The following is an 18,828-nucleotide window of genomic DNA, read 5'->3' as shown; positions in this document are numbered from 1 at the left end:
GTATTCGTGCGCACACTCATTGCGGGCGCAGCCCCAGCTCGCGCACCAGTGCGCCGGTCGCCGCGCTCTCGACCTGGACCGAGCGGGCCAGCTCGGCGCCGTCGCGCCAGGCCGCCTGCACGCCCAGGGCTGCGAGCTTGTCGACCACGTCGGGCTTGTTCATGACGAACTGCAGGTCAGCCTGGATCCGATCCTGGACCACCTTGGGCAGGCCCTTGGGCGCCAGCACGATGTGCGAGAGCGAGATGCGCTGGTCGCGGATGCCCTGCTCCTGCAGCGTGGGCACCTGGGGCAGCGTCTTCAGGCGCACCGGCGTGGTCACCGCCAGCGCGCGCAGCTTGCCCGATTGCAGGTGGGGCAGGTTGTTCACCACCGCGTCCACGCCGACCTGGATTTCACCACCCAGCAGGGCCTTGGTCACGTCCGGCCCGCTCTTGTAGGGAACCCAGGTGAACTTGACCTTGGCCTCACGGGCGAACTGCTCCTGCACCAGCTGCGTCACCGTGGCCGGGCCGCCGGAGTTCAGCGCGCCAGGCTTGGCGCGGGCCTGGTCCACCAGCTCGGACACCGAACGCGCAGGGAACGCGTCGGGCACCAGCACCAGCATGGGCACGTCGGTGGCCTGGCCGATGAAGGTGAAGTCAGTCATCGGGTCATAGGGCACCTTGAGGGTGTGGGGCGTGAGCGTGAGCGTGGAATTGATCGCCATCAGCAGCGTGTAGCCGTCGGGTGCGGCGCGCTGCACCTCGGCGGCGGCGATCACGGTGTCGCCGCCGGGCTTGTTGTCGACGATGACCTGCTGGCCCCAGCGCTCGGACAGTTGCTGCGCGATGGTGCGGGCCGTCACGTCCGCGGTGCCGCCGGCCCCGAACGGAATGACCAGTCGCACGGAGCGCGCCGGCCAGGCCGGGGACTGGGCGTGCGCTGCCAGCACGGGCGCGAGGAGAGCGAAGCCGGCCGCGCACGCGGCGAGGCGACGACTGATGCGAGTCATGGGGATATCTCCTGGTGTAGTTCTGCGTCACAAGCGAAGACGCGGTGCCTGCACTCCACGCAGTGCCGCGCCAGTGTCTGGCAGGCGCAGGCCCGACCACAATTCATTTAAGTTGAAGCGGTGTTCAGGCTGCGGCGCGCATGGCGCAGCCTCAGGAAAACCGAACCACTCTTCACCAAATCTGACTTGTGCGCGGCGCGGAGGCGTCACTAGGATCGCTCATGCTTTCTCCTGCTGACTCCACGGCGGGCGCGCTGCCCCGCCCTGCCCTCGTCACTTCCCGCGAGGACAAGCGCCTGCTCATTGGCGGGCGCTGGGTGCCCTCGCTGTCGGGCCGGACCTTCGAGACCGCCGACCCGGCCACCGGGGAGGTGCTGGCGCGCCTGGCTCGCGGCAGCGCCGCCGATGTGGACGCCGCCGTCACCGCCGCGCGCCGAGCCTTCGAGAATGGCTGGAACCGCGCCAAGCCGTTTGAACGCCAGCGCCTGCTGCTGCGGTTCGCCGACCTGGTGGAGGCGCACTACGATGACTTCGCCATGCTCGACACGCTCGACATGGGCATGCCGATCTCCCGCAGCACGCTCAATCGCAACCGCGTGGTGGGCATGATCCGCTTCTACGCCGGCCTGGCCACCGCGCTGCAGGGCCAGACCATCGAGAACTCGCTGCCCGGGTCCTTCCTGTCGTACACGACCAAGGAGCCCGTGGGCGTGGTCGGCGCGATCACGCCCTGGAACGGGCCGACCACCCAGGCGGTGTGGAAGATCGCGCCGGCGCTGGCCGCCGGCTGCACCCTGGTGCTCAAGCCGGCGGAGCAGGCCAGCCTGTCATCGATCCGGCTCGCGGAATTGATCCAGGAGGCGGGCTTTCCCGACGGCGTGCTGAACGTGGTCACCGGCGACGGCGAACCCGGCGCCGCGCTGGCCGCCCACCCCGGCGTGGACAAGGTCGCCTTCACCGGCTCCACCGAGACCGGCCAGGCCATCGTGCGCGCCTCCGCCGGCAACGTGAAGCGGCTGTCCCTGGAGCTGGGGGGCAAGTCGCCCGACATCGTCTTCGCCGATGCCGACGTCGAGGCCGCCGCGGCCGGCGCGGCGGCGGCCATCTTCGCCAACTGCGGGCAGCTGTGCGTGGCCGGCAGCCGGCTGTTCGTGCAGCGCGGGATCTATGAGGAGTTCGTGCAGCGCGTGGCCGACATCGGCAGCCGGCTGAAGATCGGCTCCCCCCTGGACCGTGCAACCGAGCTGGGCCCGCTGGCCTCCCCCGAGCAGCTGGACAAGGTTGCCGGCTTCCTCGATGCCGGCCCGCGCGAAGGCGCCCGCACCATCACCGGCGGGCGCCGCCTCACCGAGGGCGCGCTGGGGCGCGGCTGCTTCGTGCAGCCCACCGTGTTCGCCGACGCCGACGAGCGCATGCGCATCGTGCGCGAGGAGATCTTCGGCCCGGTGCTCAGCGCCATGCCCTTCGACACCGAGGAGGAAGTGGTGCGCCGCGCCAATGACACGCCCTACGGCCTGGGCTCGGGCGTATGGACCCGCGACATCGGCCGCGCCCACCGCATGGCCGGCGCGCTTCGCAACGGCACGGTGTGGATCAACTGCTACCTGCAGATCGACCCGGCCATTCCCTTTGGCGGCTACAAGATGTCCGGCTACGGGCGCGAGTCCGGCACCGAGCACATGGACCACTACCTGCAGACGAAATCCGTGGTGGTGAATCTCGCATGAGCGCCGCCATGCAGACCATGGAAAGCTACCAGCTGGTCGAATGGGGCAAGCCCCTGCAGCTGCGCCTGCGCGAACGGCCCCGGCCGCAAGGGCAGGAGGTGCTGGTCAAGGTGGAGGCCGCGGGCGTGTGCCACAGCGACATCCACCTGCGTGACGGCTACTTCGACCTGGGCGGCGGCAAGCGCCTGACCGCGGCGCAATACGGCGCCAAGCTGCCCATGACCCTGGGCCACGAGATCGCCGGCACGGTGGCCGAGGTCGGCCCCGAGGTACAGGGGCTGGCGGTGGGCACGCGGGTGGTGGTCTACCCCTGGATAGGCTGCGGTCGCTGCGAGGCCTGCCAGGAGGAGCGCGACACCGACTGCGAAGCCCAGCGCAGCCTGGGCGCCAAGGGCGATGGCGGCTTCAGCGACCACGTGCTGGTGCCCAAGGCACGCTACCTGGTGCCCACCGGCGCGCTGGACCTGCGCCTGGCGGCGACCTTCGCCTGCTCCGGCCTCACCGCCTACGGCGCCCTCAAGAAGATGCCGCCGATGCGGCCGACCGACCGCCTCCTGGTCATCGGCGCCGGCGGCCTGGGGCTGGCCTGCCTGTCGGTCGCGCCGCAGGTGACTCAGGCGACCACCGTGGTGGCCGACATCGACCCGGCCAAGCTGGAGGCGGCGCGGCGCCAGGGCGCGGGCATCACCTTCGACTCGCGCACGCCGGACACGGCATCGGCGCTCAAGGCGGCGGCGGGCGGGCCGATCCGCGGGATCATCGACTTCGTCGGCTCCAGCGAGACCGCGGCGCTGGCGATGGCCGTCAGCGTCAAGGGTTCGGTGATCGTCATCGTGGGCATGATGGGGGGCAGCCTGGAGGTGCCGCTGCCGCTGCTGTCGCCGCGCAACCTCACCCTCCGCGGCTCGCATGTGGGCACGCTCGACGAGCTCAAGGCCCTGGTGGCCTTCGCCAACGAGGGCCGCATGCAGCCCCTGCCGGTGGGCACGCGGCCGATGCGGGAGGTGAACGAGGCGATCGACGACCTCGAGGCCCGCCGCACGGTGGGCCGGGTGGTGCTGACGCCCTGAGTTCCCGCGCGGCGGCACGGACCGCGCGCGGATGCGGGAAAATCGGGGCCGTTCGCCACTTCCCCCTGCGCGCGTGCCCTCCTCCCCGAACGCCCCCGCCCGGGCCGCCCCCTCGCCCCGCTTCGAGACCCTGCCCAACGGCCTGACCCTGCTGGCGGTGCCCATGCCGCAGCTGGCCAGCGCCAGCGTCGCCATCTTCGTGCGCGCCGGCTCGCGCGACGAGGCGGCGGCCCAGGCCGGGGTGAGCCACTTCCTGGAGCACATGGCCTTCAAGGGCACGGCCACGCGCACGGTGCAGGCGATCAACCTGGCCGCCGAGTCGCTCGGCGCGGACCTCAACGCCTACACCGACAAGGACGCCACCTGCTACTACCTCGAGGGCCTGGGCGAGCACGCGCCGCAGATGCTGGAGCTGCTGGCGGACATCGTGCTGGCCAGCACCTTCCCGGCGGACGAGATCGAGCGCGAGCGCGACGTGATCCTGCAGGAGGCCACCGAGTACGACGAGGACCCGCAGCAGCTGTCCTACCAGCTGCTGGACGCCGCGCTGTGGGGCGACCACCCCATGGGCCGGCCCATCATCGGCACGCCCGGGACCATCGGCGCGATCACCCGCGACGACCTGGTGGCCCATGTCGGCGCGCACTACCGCGCGCCCCGCATCGTGGTGGCCTGCGCCGGCCACTTCGACGTCGACGCCTTCCTGGCCCAGGCCGCCCGCCTGTTCGCCGCCGCGGCGGCGGGCGAGGCCCCCGGCCGCACCCCGCCGCGCGCCCCGGCGCACCGCGGCCAGGCCAAGGCCCGGCGCCTGCCCGGAATCTCGCAGACCTGGGTGAACGTGGCCTGGCCCACCGCCAGCCGCGCCGAGCACCCGCACCTGGCCAGCCTCGCGGCCACGCTGTTCGGCGGCGGCATGAGTGCGCCGCTGGTGGACGCCGTGCGCGAACGCCTGGGCCTGGCCTACTCGGTGGGCGCGGCCGCCGAGGTCGGCGACCTGCACGGCGTGTTCATGGTCGACGCCACCACCACCCCCGACAAGGTCGAGGCCTTCACGCGGGAGCTCGCGCGCCTGATGGCCGTGCATGCGCAGGGCATCGCGCCGGTGGACTTCGAACGCGCGCGCAACCAGGTCCGCGTGGGCCTGGTGCGCACGGCCGAACGGCCCCTGCGCATGCTGCAGCGCTGCGTCGACCAGCTCTGGGCCGGCGGCGGCACCTTCACCGTGCGCGAGGCGATCGAATCGGTGGACGCCATCGGCCCCGAAGCGCTGCGCCAGGCCTTCGAGGCGATGCGGGCCCACCCGCCGGCGACGGTGCTGGTGGGGGCCGGCGCGACCGCCCGCGCCGCCCGCGAGGTCCAGGAGCGCCTGCGCCTGGGCGCCTGAAAGCGCTTCTTCAGCGCCGCCGTATTCCGTAAGATGGGCAGCCCGGCCCGGGGAGCCCTGCCGGGGCTGCCAGCCGGACGGAGTCACACATGAGTGAACTGCTGCCGCTCGAGCTGCGGGGATTCCAGCGCAAGGTGCTGGCCATCTTCGGGATCGTCGCGGTTCTCATTGCCGGCCTGGCCGGCGTCACCTGGAAGGTGGCGGCCGACGCCGCCGACGCCGCGAAGTGGGTGAACCACACCTACGAGGTGCTGGACCACCTCGGGCGGATCCAGCTCGACACCGTGCGCATCGAGCTCGCCACGCAGGGCTTCCGGGTGTCCGGGGACCCCGCCCGGATCGAGGAGCGCGACCGCCTCGCCGATGCCCGCGAGCGGTCACTGGCGCAGGTCGAGGCCCTGGTCCGCGACAACCCGGCGCAGGAAGACCGGCTCGCGACGCTGCGCGCAATCATCGCCCAGCGCCTGGCCATCAGCCGCGAGGTGGAGGCCGTGCGCCGGTCCGCCGGCGCCGAGGCGGCCAACGCGCACGTGCAGACCCTGCCGCTGGCGCAGACCCGCCAGGCCGCCGCCGGGATCCTCGACGCGATGATGGGCGAGGAACGGCGCCTCCTGCGGGAGCGCCAGGAGCTGCGCCAGAGCCGCCAGCGCCTCGTGGTGGCCGGGAGCGCGGCCTCGGCCGTCCTGGTGCTGGCGCTGCTGGCGGCCACCTACGTCCTGATCCGCCGGCAACTGGGGCTGACGGAAGCCAGCCGCCAGGCCCTGGCGCGCAGCGAGCGCAGCCTGCAGGCGACGCTGCTGTCCATCGGCGACGGCGTGATCGCCACCGACACCGGGGCCTGCCTGGTCCACATGAACCCGGTGGCCGAGGCGATGACGGGCTGGAGCGCCGAGGAAGCCCGGGGCCGGCCGATCGCCACGGTGTTCCGCATCATCAACGAGCACACCCGCGAGCCCGCGCCCATCCCGGTGCAGGAGGCGCTGGCGACCGGCGAGGTGCGCGGCCTGGCGAACCACACGGTGCTGGTGGCGCGCGACGGCGTCGAGCGGCCCATCGCCGACAGCGCCGCCCCGATCCGCAACCTGGACGGCCAGATCACCGGCGTGGTGCTGGTCTTCCGCGACATGACGGCCGAGCACGAGGTGGCCCGGCTGGTCCAGGAACGCAATACCCGCCTGGAGAGCGAGGTCGCCGCGCGCACGCAGGAGCTGCGCGAGAGCCAGGCCCGCCTGCAGGCCTACCAGGCCGAGCTGGAGGTGGCGAACCAGGAGCTGCAGGCCCTGTTCGATCATGCGCCGGTGGGCATCCTGGTCAGCCGCCAGCGCCGGGTGGTCAGCTGCAACCGCAAGCTCGAGGAGCTGCTCGGGTACGACGCCGGCGAGCTGCAGGACCAGGTCACGCGCCCCTGGTACGGCAGCGAGGAGGAATTCCTCGCCGTGGGCGCCGAGGTCCGCGAGGCCCTGGCCGCCGAGGGCACGAGCTCGCGCGAGATGCCCCTGGTGCGCAAGGACGGGACGCGGCGCTGGTTCCGCTTCCGGATGCAGGCGCTCAACCCAGGCGAGGCCGCCGGCCTGGTGCTGACCATCATCGAGGACGCCAGCGAGGAGCACGAGACCCTGGAGCGGCTCGAGCAGCAGAAGGCCCGGGCCGTCGCGGAGAACGCGGCCAAGGGCTCCTTCCTCGCCAACATCAGCCACGAGATCCGCACCCCGCTCAATGCCATCACCGGCATGGCGCAGCTGATGCGCCGGCGCGGCCTGGAGCTCGACCAGCGTGCCCGCCTGGACAAGATCGAAACGGCCGCGGAACACCTGCTGTCGGTGGTGAACGACGTGCTGGACCTGTCGAAGATCGACGCCGGAAAGTTCGTGCTGGACGACCAGCCGATGCAGGTCGGCGCGGTCATCGCCAACGTGGTCTCCATGCTGCAGGACCGCGCCGCGGCCAAGCAGCTCGAGCTGGCCAGCGAGGTGCAGGCCCTGCCCCCCAACCTGTGCGGCGACGCCACCCGCGTGCAGCAGTGCCTGCTCAATTACGCGGGTAACGCGATCAAGTTCACGCACCGCGGCAAGGTCACCCTGCGCGCCCTGCTGGCGGCGGAGGACGACGAGGGCGTGCAGGTGCGCTTCGAGGTGGCCGACACCGGCCCCGGCATCGCCCCGGCGGACCTGGACCGCCTGTTCGCCGCGTTCGAGCAGGCCGACAACTCCATCACCCGCCAGCATGGCGGCACCGGCCTGGGCCTGGCCATCACGCAGCGCCTGGCCAACCTCATGGGCGGCGAGGCCGGGGCCTCGAGCACGCCGGGCCAGGGCAGCACCTTCTGGTTCACGGTGCGGCTTCGCAAGGCCGCCGGCGAGGTGGCGGCCCCGCCCGAACAGGCCTGGGAAGACGGCGAGCTGGCCCTGCGCGCGCGCTGCGCCGGCGCCCGCGTGCTGGTCACGGACGACGACCCGATCAACCGCGAGCTGACCAGCATCCGCCTGAAGGAGGCCGGCCTGCTGGTGGACCTGGCCTGCGACGGCGAAGAGGCCCTGGAGATGGCGCGCGCAGCCCCCTACGACCTGATCCTCATGGACATGCAGATGCCCCGCGTGGACGGGCTCGAGGCGACGCGTCGCCTGCGCCGCATGCCCGGGCTGGCCGGCATCCCCGTGGTGGCCATGACGGCCAACGCCTTCGCCGAGGACCGCATCCGCTGCCTGGAGGCGGGCATGAACGACTTCATCCCCAAGCCCTGCAAGCCCGAGCAGTTCTACGGGACCATGCTGGCGTGGCTCAAGCCGCGGCCCGGCGCCGGAGGTTTTTCCGGATAAGCCGCCTTGCGCGGTCATCCATCCGGATTTCGGCGGAATCGCCGAATGATTTTCGGAGTCCGTCCGGATGCATGACGCGTTTCCGAAGCCCTTTCTGCGCGGCCGGGCGAACAATGCTCTCCATGGAACAGCAAGAACTCGACCGCCCGGCGGCCCCGCCCGCCACGCCCGCGGCCCGCTCCCGCAACGGCGCCGAAACCCTCCTCGACACCCTGGTGGCCTGCGGCGTGGACACGATCTTCGGCTACCCCGGCGGCGCCGCGCTGCCCCTGTATGACGCGCTGCACGGCCAGCCCGCGATCCGCCACATCCTCGTGCGCCATGAGCAGGCCGCGGTCCACGCCGCGCAGGGCTATGCCCGTAGCACCGGCCGCCTGGGGGTGGTGCTGGTGACCTCGGGGCCGGGCGTGGGCAACACCATGACCGGCCTGCTCGACGCGATCAGCGACTCGATCCCGGTGCTGTGCATCAGCGGCCAGGTGGCGACCTCGGTGATCGGCACGCAGGCCTTCCAGGAGAGCGACGCCCTGGGCATGTCGCGGCCGGTGACCAAGTGGAACTGCCAGCCCTGGCATGCCAACGACGTGGCGCAGGCGGTGCGCACCGCGGTCCACACCGCGCTGTCGGGCCGCCCCGGCCCGGTGCTGATCGACGTGCCGAAGGACGTGCAGCTGCAGCGCGTGGACGAGCCCTCGCCCGCCACCCCCGCCCCGCCGGCGGCGCGCCCCGCCCTGCCGGCCGAGGCCGACCTGCGCCGCGCCGCCGAACTGATCGCCGGCGCCAGGCGCCCGGTGCTGTACGGCGGCGGCGGCCTGGTGAACGCCGGGCCGGCGGCCTGCGAGGCCTTCACCGCCCTCGCCCGGGCCTGGGACCTGCCCACCACCCTCACCCTGATGGGCCTGGGCGCCTTCCCCGGCTCGGACCCGCGCTTCCTGGGCATGCTGGGCATGCACGGCACGCTGGAGGCCAACCTGGCCATGCACCATGCCGACCTGGTGGTCTGCGTGGGCGCGCGCTTCGACGACCGCATCACCGGCCGCCTGGCCGACTTCTGCCCCGGCGCGCGCAAGGTCCACATCGACATCCACCCCGGCAACATCAACAAGGTGGTGCCGGTGGACGTGGCCCTGGCCGGCGACTGCGGCGAGGTGCTCGCGGCCCTGGCGCCCCACCTGCCCGCGGGGCCGGCGCCGGACCGCGGCGACTGGTGGGCCCGCATCGGCCGCTGGCGCGCGCAGGACTGCCTGGCCTTGCGCGAGGCGCCGGGCCAGATCCTGCCGCAGCGCCTGATGTCCGAGCTGCAGCGTCAGCTGGCCGGGCGCGACGCCATCGTCTCCACCGACGTCGGCCAGCACCAGATGTGGGCCGCCCAGTACCTGCGCTTCGACCGGCCCCGGCGCTGGCTCACCTCGGGCGGCGCGGGCACCATGGGCTACGGCCTGCCGGCGGCGATCGGCGCGCAGGTGGCGCACCCGGGCGCGCTGGCGGTCTGCGTCAGCGGCGACGCCTCGATCCTGATGAACATCCAGGAGCTGTCCACCGCCATGCAGCACCGCGCGCCGGTGAAGGTGGTGCTCTCGAACAACGGCTACATGGGCATGGTGCGCCAGTGGCAGGAACTGATCCACGGCAACCGCCTGAGCCACAGCTGGAACGCCGCCCTGCCCGACTTCGTGGCGCTGGCGCGGGCCTTCGGCTGGGGCGCAGGCGTGGTGGAGCGGCCCGAGGACCTGGCCGGGGCGCTGGCGCAGTGCCTGGCCTGGGAAGGCCCCTACTTCCTGGATGTGCGCGTCGCCGCGCAGGAGAACTGCTACCCGATGATGCCCGCGGGCCGCGGCCACCACGAGATCCTGCTGGCGGACGGGCACTGGTACCGGGAGGACTGAGCGCCGGGACCGGGCGCGCCAGGCTTCAGCGCCGGGCCTCAGCGCCAGGCCTCAGCGCCGCGGCCCCATCGTCCGCGCCAGCTCGCCGATGCGCGCCAGCCCGCGGCGCTCGGCGTCCCCCCAGGTGCCGGCGAAGCTCAGTCGCAGGCAGTGGCCGAAGCGGTCCGTCGCGGTGAACAGCGAGCCCGGCCCGAAGATGATCCCCTCGGCGCGGCAGGCCTCGAACAGCCGCATGGTGTCGAAGCCCTCGGGCAGCTCGACCCACAGCGTGTAGCCGGTCCACGGCGCGCTGACCCGCGTGCCGCGCGGGAAGGACTCGCTGACGATGCGGCGCGCCTCCCCCAGGCGCTCCTTCATCTGCGCGCTCAGGCGGCGCAGGCGGGCCTCGTGGCTGCCCTGCGTGAGCAGGTCGGCCAGCGCATGCTCCAGCACCGGGTTGGTGGGCACGCCCTGCACCCGCTTGAGGCGGGCCACGGTGTCCTTCCAGCGCCCGCCCTCCACCCACCCCAGGCGCATGCCGGGCGCCACGGTCTTGGAGAAGGAGCCGCACAGCATCACCCAGCCGCCGGTGTCGAAGGCCTTGGCGGCCTTGCGGCGCTCGTCGGAGGCGAGCAGGTCGTTGAAGATCACGTCCTCGATCAGGGGCACCTCGCGCGCGGCCAGCATCTCCACCAGGGCGCGCTTGTCGGCATGGCGCATCACCGTGCCCAGGGGGTTGGACAGCGTGGGCACCGCCAGCACCGCCTTCACCGGCTGCGTGTCCAGCGCCAGCTGCAGCGCCTGCAGCGACAGGCCGTCGCGCGGGTGGGTGGGGATCTCCAGCGCGCGCAGGTTCAGCGACTCGAGCAGGTCCAGAAAGCCGAAGTGCGTGGGCGACTCCAGCGCCACGATGTCGCCCGGCTTCGTCACCGCCTGCAGGCACAGGCCCACCGCATGGATGCAGCCGGCGGTGATGACGATGTCCTCGGCGGCGAGCTGGCACCCCATGTGCAGGGCGCGCCGCGCCACCGCCTCGCGCAGCGCCGGGGTCCCGGGCGCGTCGCTGTATTCGACCAGGGTGTGGCGGTGCACGCGGGTGGCCCGCTGCACCGCGATGCGCACGCGGGATTCGTCGAAGAACACCGGGTCCTTGGGGCAGGCGCCGCCGAAGCTCACGCCCTGCACGCTGGCCTGGGCGTTGAGCAGGTCGGCGCGGCTGGCGCGGTCCACCGCCAGGCTGTGGCGCGGCGGCCGGCTCATGGCGGGCAGCGCGGGCCCGCGGCTGCGCGGCGTGACGAAGTAGCCCGACTTGGGCCGGGCGGTGACGAGGTGGCGCTCCTCCAGCCAGCGGAAGGCCTGCACCGCGGTGGCGATGGACACGCCGTTGTGCGCGGCGATGTCGCGCACCGAGGGCAGCTTCTGGCCGGCCTTGAAGACGCGCTCGTCGATCAGGCCGGCCATGCGCTGGCCGATCTGGGCGTACAGGGGCAGGTCGGCGGCAGTGACGGGGGCGGCGGCGTCCATGGCCGGTTCATTGTGTCGAATCGGCGGTCGCATTTGAAGGGAAGGACCGGTACAGATCGGCCCGGATCCGGACGAACAGTCCGGCCGGCTGGATGGGGTGGCCCGGCGCACAAGGCGCCGGCCTGTGCCTGTCGCCCGCGGCCCGCAGCGCCGACAGTGAAGGCTCCCCCATGCCCCGCCAAGGAGCCCGCCATGTCCGCCCACGACTTCCTGCAGACCCTGCCTCCCGGCCGCCCGCTGACGCTGCGCGCAGCGGCCGGCACCGTGCTGCGCGTGCTGCGCGGGCGGGTCTGGCTGACGCGCTCGGGGGATGCGGCCGACCACTTCCTGCAGGCCGGCGAGGCGCTGCGCCTGGACGGCGCGCGCACCGTGGTCGAGGCCGACCGGGGCGAGGCCGCGCGCTTCGTTCTGGAGGCGCCGCAGGCGGCGACCGCGGCAGCGCCGCCGCGTCAGGCGGCCGCGCGCCCTTCAGCCTCTCAGGCCAGCGCTTCGTCCAGCACCTCGACCCAGTGCCGCACCGGGGTCTCGGTGCCGCTCTGAAGGTGGGTGATGCAGCCGATGTTGGCCGAGACGATGGCCGCCGGCTGCAAGGCGCCGAGGTGGCCCAGCTTGCGGTCCCGCAGCTGCTCGGAGGTGCCGGGCTGCAGGACCGAGTAGGTGCCGGCCGAGCCGCAGCACAAGTGCGACTCGTTGGCCGCCACGCGCACGGTGAAGCCCAGCTCGCCGAGCCACTGCTCGACGCCGCCGCGCAGCTTCTGGCCATGCTGCAGGGTGCAGGGCGGGTGGTAGGCGAGCAGGCGCGCGTCGGCCTTCACCCGGCCCTTGAGCGCGGGCACCAGCGAGGGCAGCAGCTCGCTCAGGTCCCGGGTGAGCTCGCTGATGCGGCGGGCCTTGTCGGTATAGGCCGGGTCGTCCCGCAGCACATGGCCGTACTCCTTGACCGTGACGCCGCAGCCCGAGGCATTCATGACGATGGCCTCGACCTGGCCCGACTCGACGTAGGGCCACCAGGCGTCGATGTTGGCGCGCATCTGGGCCTTGCCGCCGTCCTGGTCGTTCAGGTGGAACCGGACCGCGCCGCAGCAGCCGGCGGTCGGCGCCACCACCACCTGCACGCCGGCGGCATCGAGCACGCGGGCGGTGGCGGTGTTGATGTTGGGGGCCATCGAGGGCTGCACGCAGCCGGCGAGCATCAGCACCTGGCGCGCGTGCTTGCGCGACGGCCAGTCACCGGCCGGTTGCGGCGCGGGCACCTTTTTCTTCAGGGCCGCGGGCAGCAGGCCGCGGACCTTCTGCCCCATCTTCATCGCCGGGCCGAACAGCGGGGAGGACAGGCCCTCCTTCAGCGCCCAGCGCAGCGCGCGCTGGCCCAGGGGGCGCGGCACGCGCTCGTCGACCAGCTTGCGGCCGATGTCCACCAGGTGGCCGTACTGCACGCCGCTGGGGCAGGTGCTCTCGCAGTTGCGGCAGGTCAGGCAGCGGTCCAGGTGCAGCTGGGTCTTCTCGGTGGGCGGCGCGCCCTCGAGGACCTGCTTGATCAGGTAGATGCGGCCGCGCGGCCCGTCCAGCTCGTCGCCGAACAGCTGGTAGGTGGGGCAGGTGGCGGTGCAGAAGCCGCAATGCACGCACTTGCGCAGGATGGCTTCCGCCTCCTGGCCTTCGGGCGTGCCCTGGAACTCGGGCGAGAGCTGGGTTTGCATGCGGTGCGTCTCAGAAATCGGGGTACAGGCGGCCGGGGTTGAGGATCCCGGCGGGATCGAACTCGCGCTTGAGTTCACGGTGGATGCGGTCCAGGGGCGCGGCCAGCGGCGCGAAGCGGCCAGTGGCCTGGGCGTCGGCCGGCAGGAACAGCGTGGCGCTGCCGCCCGCGGCCCGGGCCGCGGCGCGCAGGCGCGCGGCCTGGCCCGGCTCGGCGCGCACCCAGCGCTGGCCGCCGTGCCACTGCACCAGCGGGTCCTCGGGCAGGTCGAGCACGGGCGCGGTCTGCGGCACGGACAGGCGCCAGAGGTCGCGGGCGCCGCGCTCGGCGAACCAGGGCAGCTTCAGGTCGCGGGTGGCGGCCCAGTCCTCGGCCACCGCCTCGACGCGCTCGCCGCCCAGGCTGCGGCAGGCGGCCTGGACCGCGGCGACCGCGCCGCGCAGGCGCAGGTACAGGGTGGGCACGCCGTTGTCGACGACCCAATCGCTGGCGTTCAGCGGCAGCGGGCGGCCGCCCCAGGCGTTGAGGCGGTCCAGCGCCTCCTGCTGCTTCATCTCGAAGCGCAGCGTGGCCTCGGCGGGCGCGACGGGCAGCACCTTGAGGCTCACCTCGGCGACCAGGCCCAGCGTGCCCATGGAGCCGGCGAGCAGGCGAGAGACGTCATAGCCGGCCACGTTCTTCATCACCTGGCCGCCGAACACCAGCACCTCGCCCCGGCCATTGACCAGGGTGGCGCCGAGCACGTAGTCACGCACCGAGCCGACGCTGGCGCGCGCCGGGCCCGACAGGCCCGCGGCCACCATGCCGCCGACGGTGGCGCCGCCGCCGAAGTGGGGCGGCTCGAACGGCAGGCACTGGCCCTGCGCGGCGAGCGCGGCCTCCAGTTCGGCCAGCGGCGTGCCGGCGCGCACGGTGACCACCAGCTCGCTGGGCTCGTAGCTGACGATGCCGGTGAGCTCGCGGGTGGAGAGCACCTCGCCCGGCGCGCCGGGCTCGCCGTAGAAGTCCTTGCTGCCGCCGCCCCGGATGCGAAGCGGCTGGCGCGCGGCGGCGGCGGCGCGGATGCGGTCGGTGAGGGCGAGCAGGGCGGGTTCCATGGGGCGAGATGGTAAGCGGCGCGGCCCCGGCCGCACCCGAGGGGAAACAGGTGTCAGGCGTCGGCGAAGTCCACCGGCCGGCCGGGGACGTCGACCCGCAGCCACAGCACGCGGCCGGACAGCGGGAGCTCGGCCAGCTCGCCGGCGGGGCGGCCCTTGCGGGCGCTGGTGAGGTAGAGGGTGCGCAGGTCGTCCCCGCCGAAGCAGGGCATCGTGGGGCAGCGCGCGGGCACCGCGAGGTCCCGCAGCAGCCGGCCCTGCGGCGAGAACTGCAGCAGGCGCGCGCCTTCGAACATCGCGCACCAGTAGTTGCCCTCGGCGTCGACGGCCGCGCCGTCGGGGCGGCCGCCGTAGCCCGCGTCACCGGGCTGCCAGCCGGCGGGCTTGGCGGGAAAGCGCAGGAACTCGCGCTCGCCCGAGAGCGTGTTGGCGGCGGCGTCCCAGTCCCAGGCGCGCACGGTGTGGGCGGGGGTGTCGGCCCAGTACACGGTGCGGGCGTCGGGCGCGAAGGCCAGGCCGTTGGCGGTGGTGGCCCCGCCCGCCATGCGGCGCAGCGCGCCGCCTTCCAGGCAGTACAGGGCGGCCGCGGCCTGGTCCTTGGGCTCGTAGAGGTTGCCGGCCCAGAAGCGGCCCAGGGGATCGGCCTTGCCGTCGTTGAAGCGCATGGTGGCGGTGTCGTGCGGCGCGGGGGCCAGGCGCTCCAGGGCGCCGCCCCAGGCGCGGGCGCGCCAGATGCCGTCACGCAGGGCGATGACCAGGCCGCCGGAGCGCGCCGGCGCGATGCATCCCGGCTCCGAGGGCATCGCCCAGTCCTGCACCTCGCCGGTGGCGGGGTCGGCCCGGCGCACCCGGGCGCCCGGCGTGTCGACCCAGTACAGCCTGCGTTCGGCGGGGTGCCAGAACGGCGATTCGCCCAGCGCGTCGGGCGACGCGGGCAGGGAGTTCCAGGGATGCGTGTTCATGGGCAAAGGCGTGGATTGTGCACACCGGCGCGCGCAGGCCGGCGCTTAACATGGCCCCGGGATTGTTCCACGATGACCGACCGCCCCGCCCCCTCCCCTGTCCCCTCCGGCAACGACGACGCGCTGCGCGTGGAGGCCGCGCGCCACGCCCTGCTGCGGCGCCTGGCGCCGTCGCTGCGCCACGAGGCCGTGGCGCACCTGCAGCCGATCGCCATGGTGGGCGGCGTGCTGGAGCGGCGCATCGCCGCGCCCGCGCCCGAGCTGCCGGCGCTGCGCGAGGGCGTGACCCGGCTGGTGGACGCGTCGCGCGCGGCGGTGCAGTCCAGCCTCGACCTGATCGCCTGGCTCGCCCCCGAGCCCGGCACACGGGCGCTGCACGAGGCCGTCGCCGAGACAGTCGCCCTGCTGCGGGGCAGCCTGGGCTTTCGCGGCTTCACGCTGCACGACGAGACCGCGGGCGCGGACAGCCCGGTGGCCCGCGCCGGCCTGCGCTACCTGCTGCCGGCCTGCCTGCTGTGGCTCACCGACCGCGCGGGCGCGCCGGCCGACGTGCGCCTGCGCGCACAGGTGGAGCCGGGGCTCGCGCGGCTGGCGCTGGCGCTGGCCCCCGGCGAGGGCTCGGCCGGCATGGACACGCCCCCGGCCTACCGGCCGCTGCGCCGCGAGGAGCTCGAGGCGCTGGCGCGCTCAGAGGGCATCGGCCTGGAAAGCGACGGCGACCGCCTGGTGCTGACGCTGCCCACGGCCGCCGGCGCCGCCCCCGCCGCCTGAGGCCGGCGCGGCAGGCAACGCACGAAAAAAAGGCCCGCCGAAGCGGGCCTTGGAGGCTTGGAGAAACCGGGTCCTGGCAGGAGGGATCAGCGGTGGTAGGCGGTCTCGCCGTGGCTGCTGATGTCCAGGCCTTCGCGCTCTTCCTCTTCGGAGACGCGCAGGCCGACCAGGAGGTCCACCACCTTGTAGGCCACGAAGGAGACGACGGCCGACCAGATCACGGTGGTGATCACGCCCTGGAACTGGATCCAGACCTGGGAGGCGATCGAGTACTCCTCGCCGACCTTGTTGGCGACGTAGTCGTAGATGCCGGTGCCGCCCAGGGAGGGCGCGGCGAACACGCCGGTCAGCAGCGCACCCAGGATGCCGCCCACGCCGTGGACGCCGAACACGTCCAGGGAGTCGTCGGCGCCGAGCATGCGCTTGAGGCCGTTGACGCCCCACAGGCACACCAGGCCGGCGATCAGGCCCATCACGATGGCGCCCATCGGGCCGACGAAGCCGGCGGCCGGGGTGATCACCACCAGGCCGGCGACGGCGCCGGAGGCGGCACCCAGCATCGAGGCCTTGCCCTTGGACAGCGCCTCGCCGGCGATCCAGGACAGGGTGGCGGCGCCGGTGGCGACCAGGGTGTTCACGAAGGCCAGGGCGGCGACGCCGGTGGCTTCCAGGTTGGAGCCGGCGTTGAAGCCGAACCAGCCCACCCACAGCAGCGAGGCGCCGACCATGGTCAGGGTCAGGCTGTGCGGCGTGAGGGACTCACGGCCGTAGCCGATGCGCTTGCCGATGACGTAGGCACCCACCAGGCCGGCGATACCGGCGTTGATGTGCACCACGGTGCCGCCGGCGAAGTCCAGCGCGCCCTTGGCCCACAGCCAGCCGGCGGCGGCGACGACCTTGTCATACGAAGCGGCGTCGGTGATGGCGTCCGGGCCGTCCCAGTACCAGACCATGTGCGCGACCGGCAGGTAGGCGAACGTGAACCAGATCACCACGAACAGCAGCACCGCGGAGAACTTGATGCGCTCGGCGAAGGCGCCGACGATCAGCGCGCAGGTGATGGCCGCGAAGGTGGCCTGGAAGGCGACGAAGGACAGCTCCGGCACGACCACGCCCTTGCTGAAGGTGGCCGACACGGACTCCGGCGTCACGCCCTTGAGGAACAGCTTGTCGAAGCCGCCCAGGAACGCGTTGCCGCCGGTGAACGCCACGCTGTAGCCGTAGATGACCCACAGCACGTAGACCAGCGAGGCGACGACGAAGACCTGCATCAGCACGGACAGCATGTTCTTGCTGCGCACCAGGCCGCCGTAGAACAGGGCCAGGCCGGGCAGGGTCATGAGGATCACCAGCAGGGTGGACACGGTCAGGAAGGCCGTGTCGCCCTTGTTGGGGGTGGGCGCCGGGGCGGCCTCGGCCTTGGCAGGCTCGGCGGCGGCGGCCGGTGCGGTCGCGGCGGCAGCGGCGGGGGCGGCCGCGGGCGCTGCCGTCTCCGCCTTGGCGGCGGCTGCGGCCGGCGCGGCGGGGGCCTGCGCCAGTGCGGCGCCGCCACCGGTCAGGAAAGCCAGGCCCAGGGCCAGGCTGGCAAGAAGCTTCTTCATGGTTGCTTGCTTTCCGTGAGGGGGATTAGAGGGCTTCCTTGCCGGTCTCGCCGGTGCGGATGCGGACGACCTGCTCGAGGTCGTAGACGAAGATCTTGCCGTCGCCGATCTTGCCGGTGCGGGCGGCGCCCTCGACGGCTTCGATGACGCGCTCGACGAGGTCGTCGGCCACGGCGGCCTCGATCTTCACCTTGGGCAGGAAGTCGACCACGTACTCCGCGCCGCGATACAGCTCGGTGTGGCCCTTCTGGCGGCCGAAGCCCTTGACCTCGGTGACGGTGATGCCCTGCACGCCGATGCCGGAGAGGGCTTCACGCACCTCGTCCAGCTTGAACGGCTTGATGATGGCGGAAACGAGTTTCATGGGATGTCCTCGGTGGGGGGCTCAGAAGCTGTACTTGACGCCGGCCACGGCGCCGGCCTTGCCGACGTACTTGCCGCCCCAGGTGTACAGGGCTTCCTTGGCGGTGGTGTCCACCAGCATCAGCGAGGCGGACAGGCCGTTGCCCAGGTCCTTGCCCAGGGTCACCGAGTAGTCGGTGTAGTTGTAGGCCTCGTTGTTCTTGATCACCTGGCGGCCCACGTGCGGGGTCACCGTCCAGCCGCCGCCCAGGTCGAAGGTGGCGTTGATGTCGAGGTACTGGCTGTTCTTGCTGTCGAGGTAGCCGAACAGGTTGGAGACGCTGTGCGAGTACTTGGCGGTGAACGGGCCGACGGTGACGGCGGCGTACAGCTCGTTGGTGTTGGCGTTGGCGAAGCCGGGGACGTTGCCCAGCTTGTTGCCGACGTACTCGTAGCGCAGGAAGCCGACGTCGTAGCCGATGTCGCCCGCGGTGCCCTTGTAGCCGCCGTAGATGTCCAGCTCGATGCTGCCGTCGGTGGCGCCGGAGTCCTTGATCCACTTGATGTTGGTGGCCCAGGTGCCCAGGTACAGGCCGCTGCTGTGACCCAGGTCGGCGCCGGCCTGCACGGCGGGCTTCAGGCGGGTCTGGGAGATGCCACGGTAACGGTAGTCGGTGACCACGCCGGCATTGAACGACAGGGTGTAGTCGGGCTCGGGAGCCTTGGTCTGGGCGAACACGGCGCCCGACAGCGCGAGGGTGGACAGCAGGACGGTGGCTTTCAGCTTCATGGTCTTCTCCGTTGATCCGTTGATGGTTGAAAAGGTTGGCAGCACCTTTAAGCATGACCCGTGCCACCCGGGCAGCAGGTTGTACGGACGCGCCCCGGCGGTCCCGGCCGCACCTGGACGGCACCGGCGCGCACCGAAACATGAACCAAATCGGTGCAATTTCAATGGGAAACGTGCGCCCGGGAC

General features: G+C 72.6%; 15 protein-coding genes. 7 read left to right on the top strand and 8 right to left on the bottom strand.

The genetic code is table 11. The features are described 5' to 3' along the window. Positions 1 to 16: 16 nt before the first annotated feature. Complete coding sequence (locus ACFQZY_RS11415) at positions 17 to 994, bottom strand: Bug family tripartite tricarboxylate transporter substrate binding protein (protein WP_377415788.1); 978 nt, start codon at positions 992 to 994, stop codon at positions 17 to 19. Positions 995 to 1,215: 221 nt separating this feature from the next. Here ACFQZY_RS11415 and ACFQZY_RS11410 point away from each other — a divergent pair, with 221 nt between their 5' ends. The 5 genes from ACFQZY_RS11410 to ilvB all read left to right on the top strand — a co-directional run bounded on the left by ACFQZY_RS11410 (position 1,216) and on the right by ilvB (position 9,877). Beyond that, the gene (locus ACFQZY_RS11410) at positions 1,216 to 2,721 is read left to right on the top strand and encodes an aldehyde dehydrogenase family protein (protein ID WP_377415786.1); all 1,506 of its coding nucleotides are present in this window, start codon (positions 1,216 to 1,218) and stop codon (positions 2,719 to 2,721) included. Next, positions 2,718 to 3,791, top strand: a complete 1,074-nt coding sequence (locus tag ACFQZY_RS11405; protein ID WP_377415784.1) for an alcohol dehydrogenase — start codon at positions 2,718 to 2,720, stop codon at positions 3,789 to 3,791. Before ACFQZY_RS11410 ends, ACFQZY_RS11405 begins: the two co-directional genes overlap by 4 nt. A gap of 73 nt (positions 3,792 to 3,864) precedes the next feature. Next, a complete protein-coding gene (locus ACFQZY_RS11400; protein WP_377415782.1) occupies positions 3,865 to 5,175 on the top strand; it encodes a M16 family metallopeptidase in 1,311 nt (436 codons plus the stop codon). 89 nt (positions 5,176 to 5,264) lie between these two features. After that, positions 5,265 to 7,991, top strand: a complete 2,727-nt coding sequence (locus ACFQZY_RS11395) for a response regulator (protein WP_377415780.1) — start codon at positions 5,265 to 5,267, stop codon at positions 7,989 to 7,991. A gap of 113 nt (positions 7,992 to 8,104) precedes the next feature. Beyond that, entirely contained in the window at positions 8,105 to 9,877 is a 1,773-nt protein-coding gene (ilvB, locus tag ACFQZY_RS11390; RefSeq protein WP_377415779.1) for a biosynthetic-type acetolactate synthase large subunit, read from the top strand. A gap of 51 nt (positions 9,878 to 9,928) precedes the next feature. Here the strand turns inward: ilvB and ACFQZY_RS11385 are convergent, their stop codons facing one another. Further along, on the bottom strand, positions 9,929 to 11,380 hold the full coding sequence (locus ACFQZY_RS11385; protein ID WP_377415778.1) for a PLP-dependent aminotransferase family protein: 1,452 nt from the start codon (positions 11,378 to 11,380) through the stop codon (positions 9,929 to 9,931). Positions 11,381 to 11,572: 192 nt separating this feature from the next. On the opposite strand from ACFQZY_RS11385, the gene ACFQZY_RS11380 reads away from it, so the two are divergent. Continuing rightward, positions 11,573 to 11,920: a DUF2917 domain-containing protein gene (locus ACFQZY_RS11380; protein ID WP_377415776.1), complete on the top strand. Its 348-nt coding sequence runs from the start codon at positions 11,573 to 11,575 to the stop codon at positions 11,918 to 11,920. Here the strand turns inward: ACFQZY_RS11380 and glcF are convergent. Genes glcF through ACFQZY_RS11365 form a run of 3 tightly spaced genes read right to left on the bottom strand, consistent with a single transcriptional unit; the run spans position 11,857 to position 15,138 of the window. After that, positions 11,857 to 13,080, bottom strand: coding sequence for a glycolate oxidase subunit GlcF (gene glcF, locus ACFQZY_RS11375; protein WP_377415774.1), 1,224 nt, complete (start codon positions 13,078 to 13,080; stop codon positions 11,857 to 11,859). The two genes, ACFQZY_RS11380 and glcF, sit on opposite strands and share 64 nt — an antisense overlap. 10 nt (positions 13,081 to 13,090) lie before the next feature. Continuing rightward, a complete protein-coding gene (gene glcE, locus ACFQZY_RS11370) occupies positions 13,091 to 14,176 on the bottom strand; it encodes a glycolate oxidase subunit GlcE (RefSeq protein WP_377415773.1) in 1,086 nt (361 codons plus the stop codon). 53 nt (positions 14,177 to 14,229) lie between these two features. Then, positions 14,230 to 15,138 (bottom strand): SMP-30/gluconolactonase/LRE family protein, encoded by a 909-nt coding sequence (locus ACFQZY_RS11365; protein ID WP_377415771.1) that lies wholly within the window; start codon positions 15,136 to 15,138, stop codon positions 14,230 to 14,232. 72 nt (positions 15,139 to 15,210) lie between these two features. Here ACFQZY_RS11365 and ACFQZY_RS11360 point away from each other — a divergent pair, with 72 nt between their 5' ends. Next, on the top strand, positions 15,211 to 15,909 hold the full coding sequence (locus ACFQZY_RS11360; protein ID WP_377415769.1) for a hypothetical protein: 699 nt from the start codon (positions 15,211 to 15,213) through the stop codon (positions 15,907 to 15,909). 86 nt (positions 15,910 to 15,995) lie between these two features. On the opposite strand, the gene ACFQZY_RS11355 is transcribed toward ACFQZY_RS11360, so the two are convergent. Genes ACFQZY_RS11355 through ACFQZY_RS11345 form a run of 3 tightly spaced genes read right to left on the bottom strand, consistent with a single transcriptional unit; the run spans position 15,996 to position 18,642 of the window. Continuing rightward, complete coding sequence (locus ACFQZY_RS11355) at positions 15,996 to 17,510, bottom strand: ammonium transporter (protein WP_377415767.1); 1,515 nt, start codon at positions 17,508 to 17,510, stop codon at positions 15,996 to 15,998. A gap of 25 nt (positions 17,511 to 17,535) precedes the next feature. Beyond that, entirely contained in the window at positions 17,536 to 17,874 is a 339-nt protein-coding gene (gene glnK, locus ACFQZY_RS11350; protein ID WP_377415766.1) for a P-II family nitrogen regulator, read from the bottom strand. A 21-nt stretch (positions 17,875 to 17,895) separates the two neighbouring features. Next, entirely contained in the window at positions 17,896 to 18,642 is a 747-nt protein-coding gene (locus tag ACFQZY_RS11345) for a TorF family putative porin (RefSeq protein ID WP_377415764.1), read from the bottom strand. Positions 18,643 to 18,828: the final 186 nt, after the last annotated feature.

It is taken from the genome of Ramlibacter sp. GCM10027632, assembly GCF_042675325.1.
GTDB lineage: Bacteria > Pseudomonadota > Gammaproteobacteria > Burkholderiales > Burkholderiaceae_C > Ramlibacter.
This window is presented reverse-complemented; position numbering and strand designations above follow the sequence as displayed.

What these genes read in the sequence shown, in the direction of transcription:
- ACFQZY_RS11415 (WP_377415788.1), bottom strand. Translation starts at nt 994, where the DNA reads ATGACTCGCATCAGTCGTCGCCTCGCCGCGTGCGCGGCCGGCTTCGCT.
- ACFQZY_RS11410 (WP_377415786.1), top strand. Translation starts at nt 1,216, where the DNA reads ATGCTTTCTCCTGCTGACTCCACGGCGGGCGCGCTGCCCCGCCCTGCC.
- ACFQZY_RS11405 (WP_377415784.1), top strand. Translation starts at nt 2,718, where the DNA reads ATGAGCGCCGCCATGCAGACCATGGAAAGCTACCAGCTGGTCGAATGG.
- ACFQZY_RS11395 (WP_377415780.1), top strand. Translation starts at nt 5,265, where the DNA reads ATGAGTGAACTGCTGCCGCTCGAGCTGCGGGGATTCCAGCGCAAGGTG.
- ilvB (WP_377415779.1), top strand. Translation starts at nt 8,105, where the DNA reads ATGCTCTCCATGGAACAGCAAGAACTCGACCGCCCGGCGGCCCCGCCC.
- ACFQZY_RS11385 (WP_377415778.1), bottom strand. Translation starts at nt 11,380, where the DNA reads ATGGACGCCGCCGCCCCCGTCACTGCCGCCGACCTGCCCCTGTACGCC.
- ACFQZY_RS11380 (WP_377415776.1), top strand. Translation starts at nt 11,573, where the DNA reads ATGTCCGCCCACGACTTCCTGCAGACCCTGCCTCCCGGCCGCCCGCTG.
- glcF (WP_377415774.1), bottom strand. Translation starts at nt 13,080, where the DNA reads ATGCAAACCCAGCTCTCGCCCGAGTTCCAGGGCACGCCCGAAGGCCAG.
- glcE (WP_377415773.1), bottom strand. Translation starts at nt 14,176, where the DNA reads ATGGAACCCGCCCTGCTCGCCCTCACCGACCGCATCCGCGCCGCCGCC.
- ACFQZY_RS11365 (WP_377415771.1), bottom strand. Translation starts at nt 15,138, where the DNA reads ATGAACACGCATCCCTGGAACTCCCTGCCCGCGTCGCCCGACGCGCTG.
- ACFQZY_RS11360 (WP_377415769.1), top strand. Translation starts at nt 15,211, where the DNA reads ATGACCGACCGCCCCGCCCCCTCCCCTGTCCCCTCCGGCAACGACGAC.
- ACFQZY_RS11355 (WP_377415767.1), bottom strand. Translation starts at nt 17,510, where the DNA reads ATGAAGAAGCTTCTTGCCAGCCTGGCCCTGGGCCTGGCTTTCCTGACC.
- glnK (WP_377415766.1), bottom strand. Translation starts at nt 17,874, where the DNA reads ATGAAACTCGTTTCCGCCATCATCAAGCCGTTCAAGCTGGACGAGGTG.
- ACFQZY_RS11345 (WP_377415764.1), bottom strand. Translation starts at nt 18,642, where the DNA reads ATGAAGCTGAAAGCCACCGTCCTGCTGTCCACCCTCGCGCTGTCGGGC.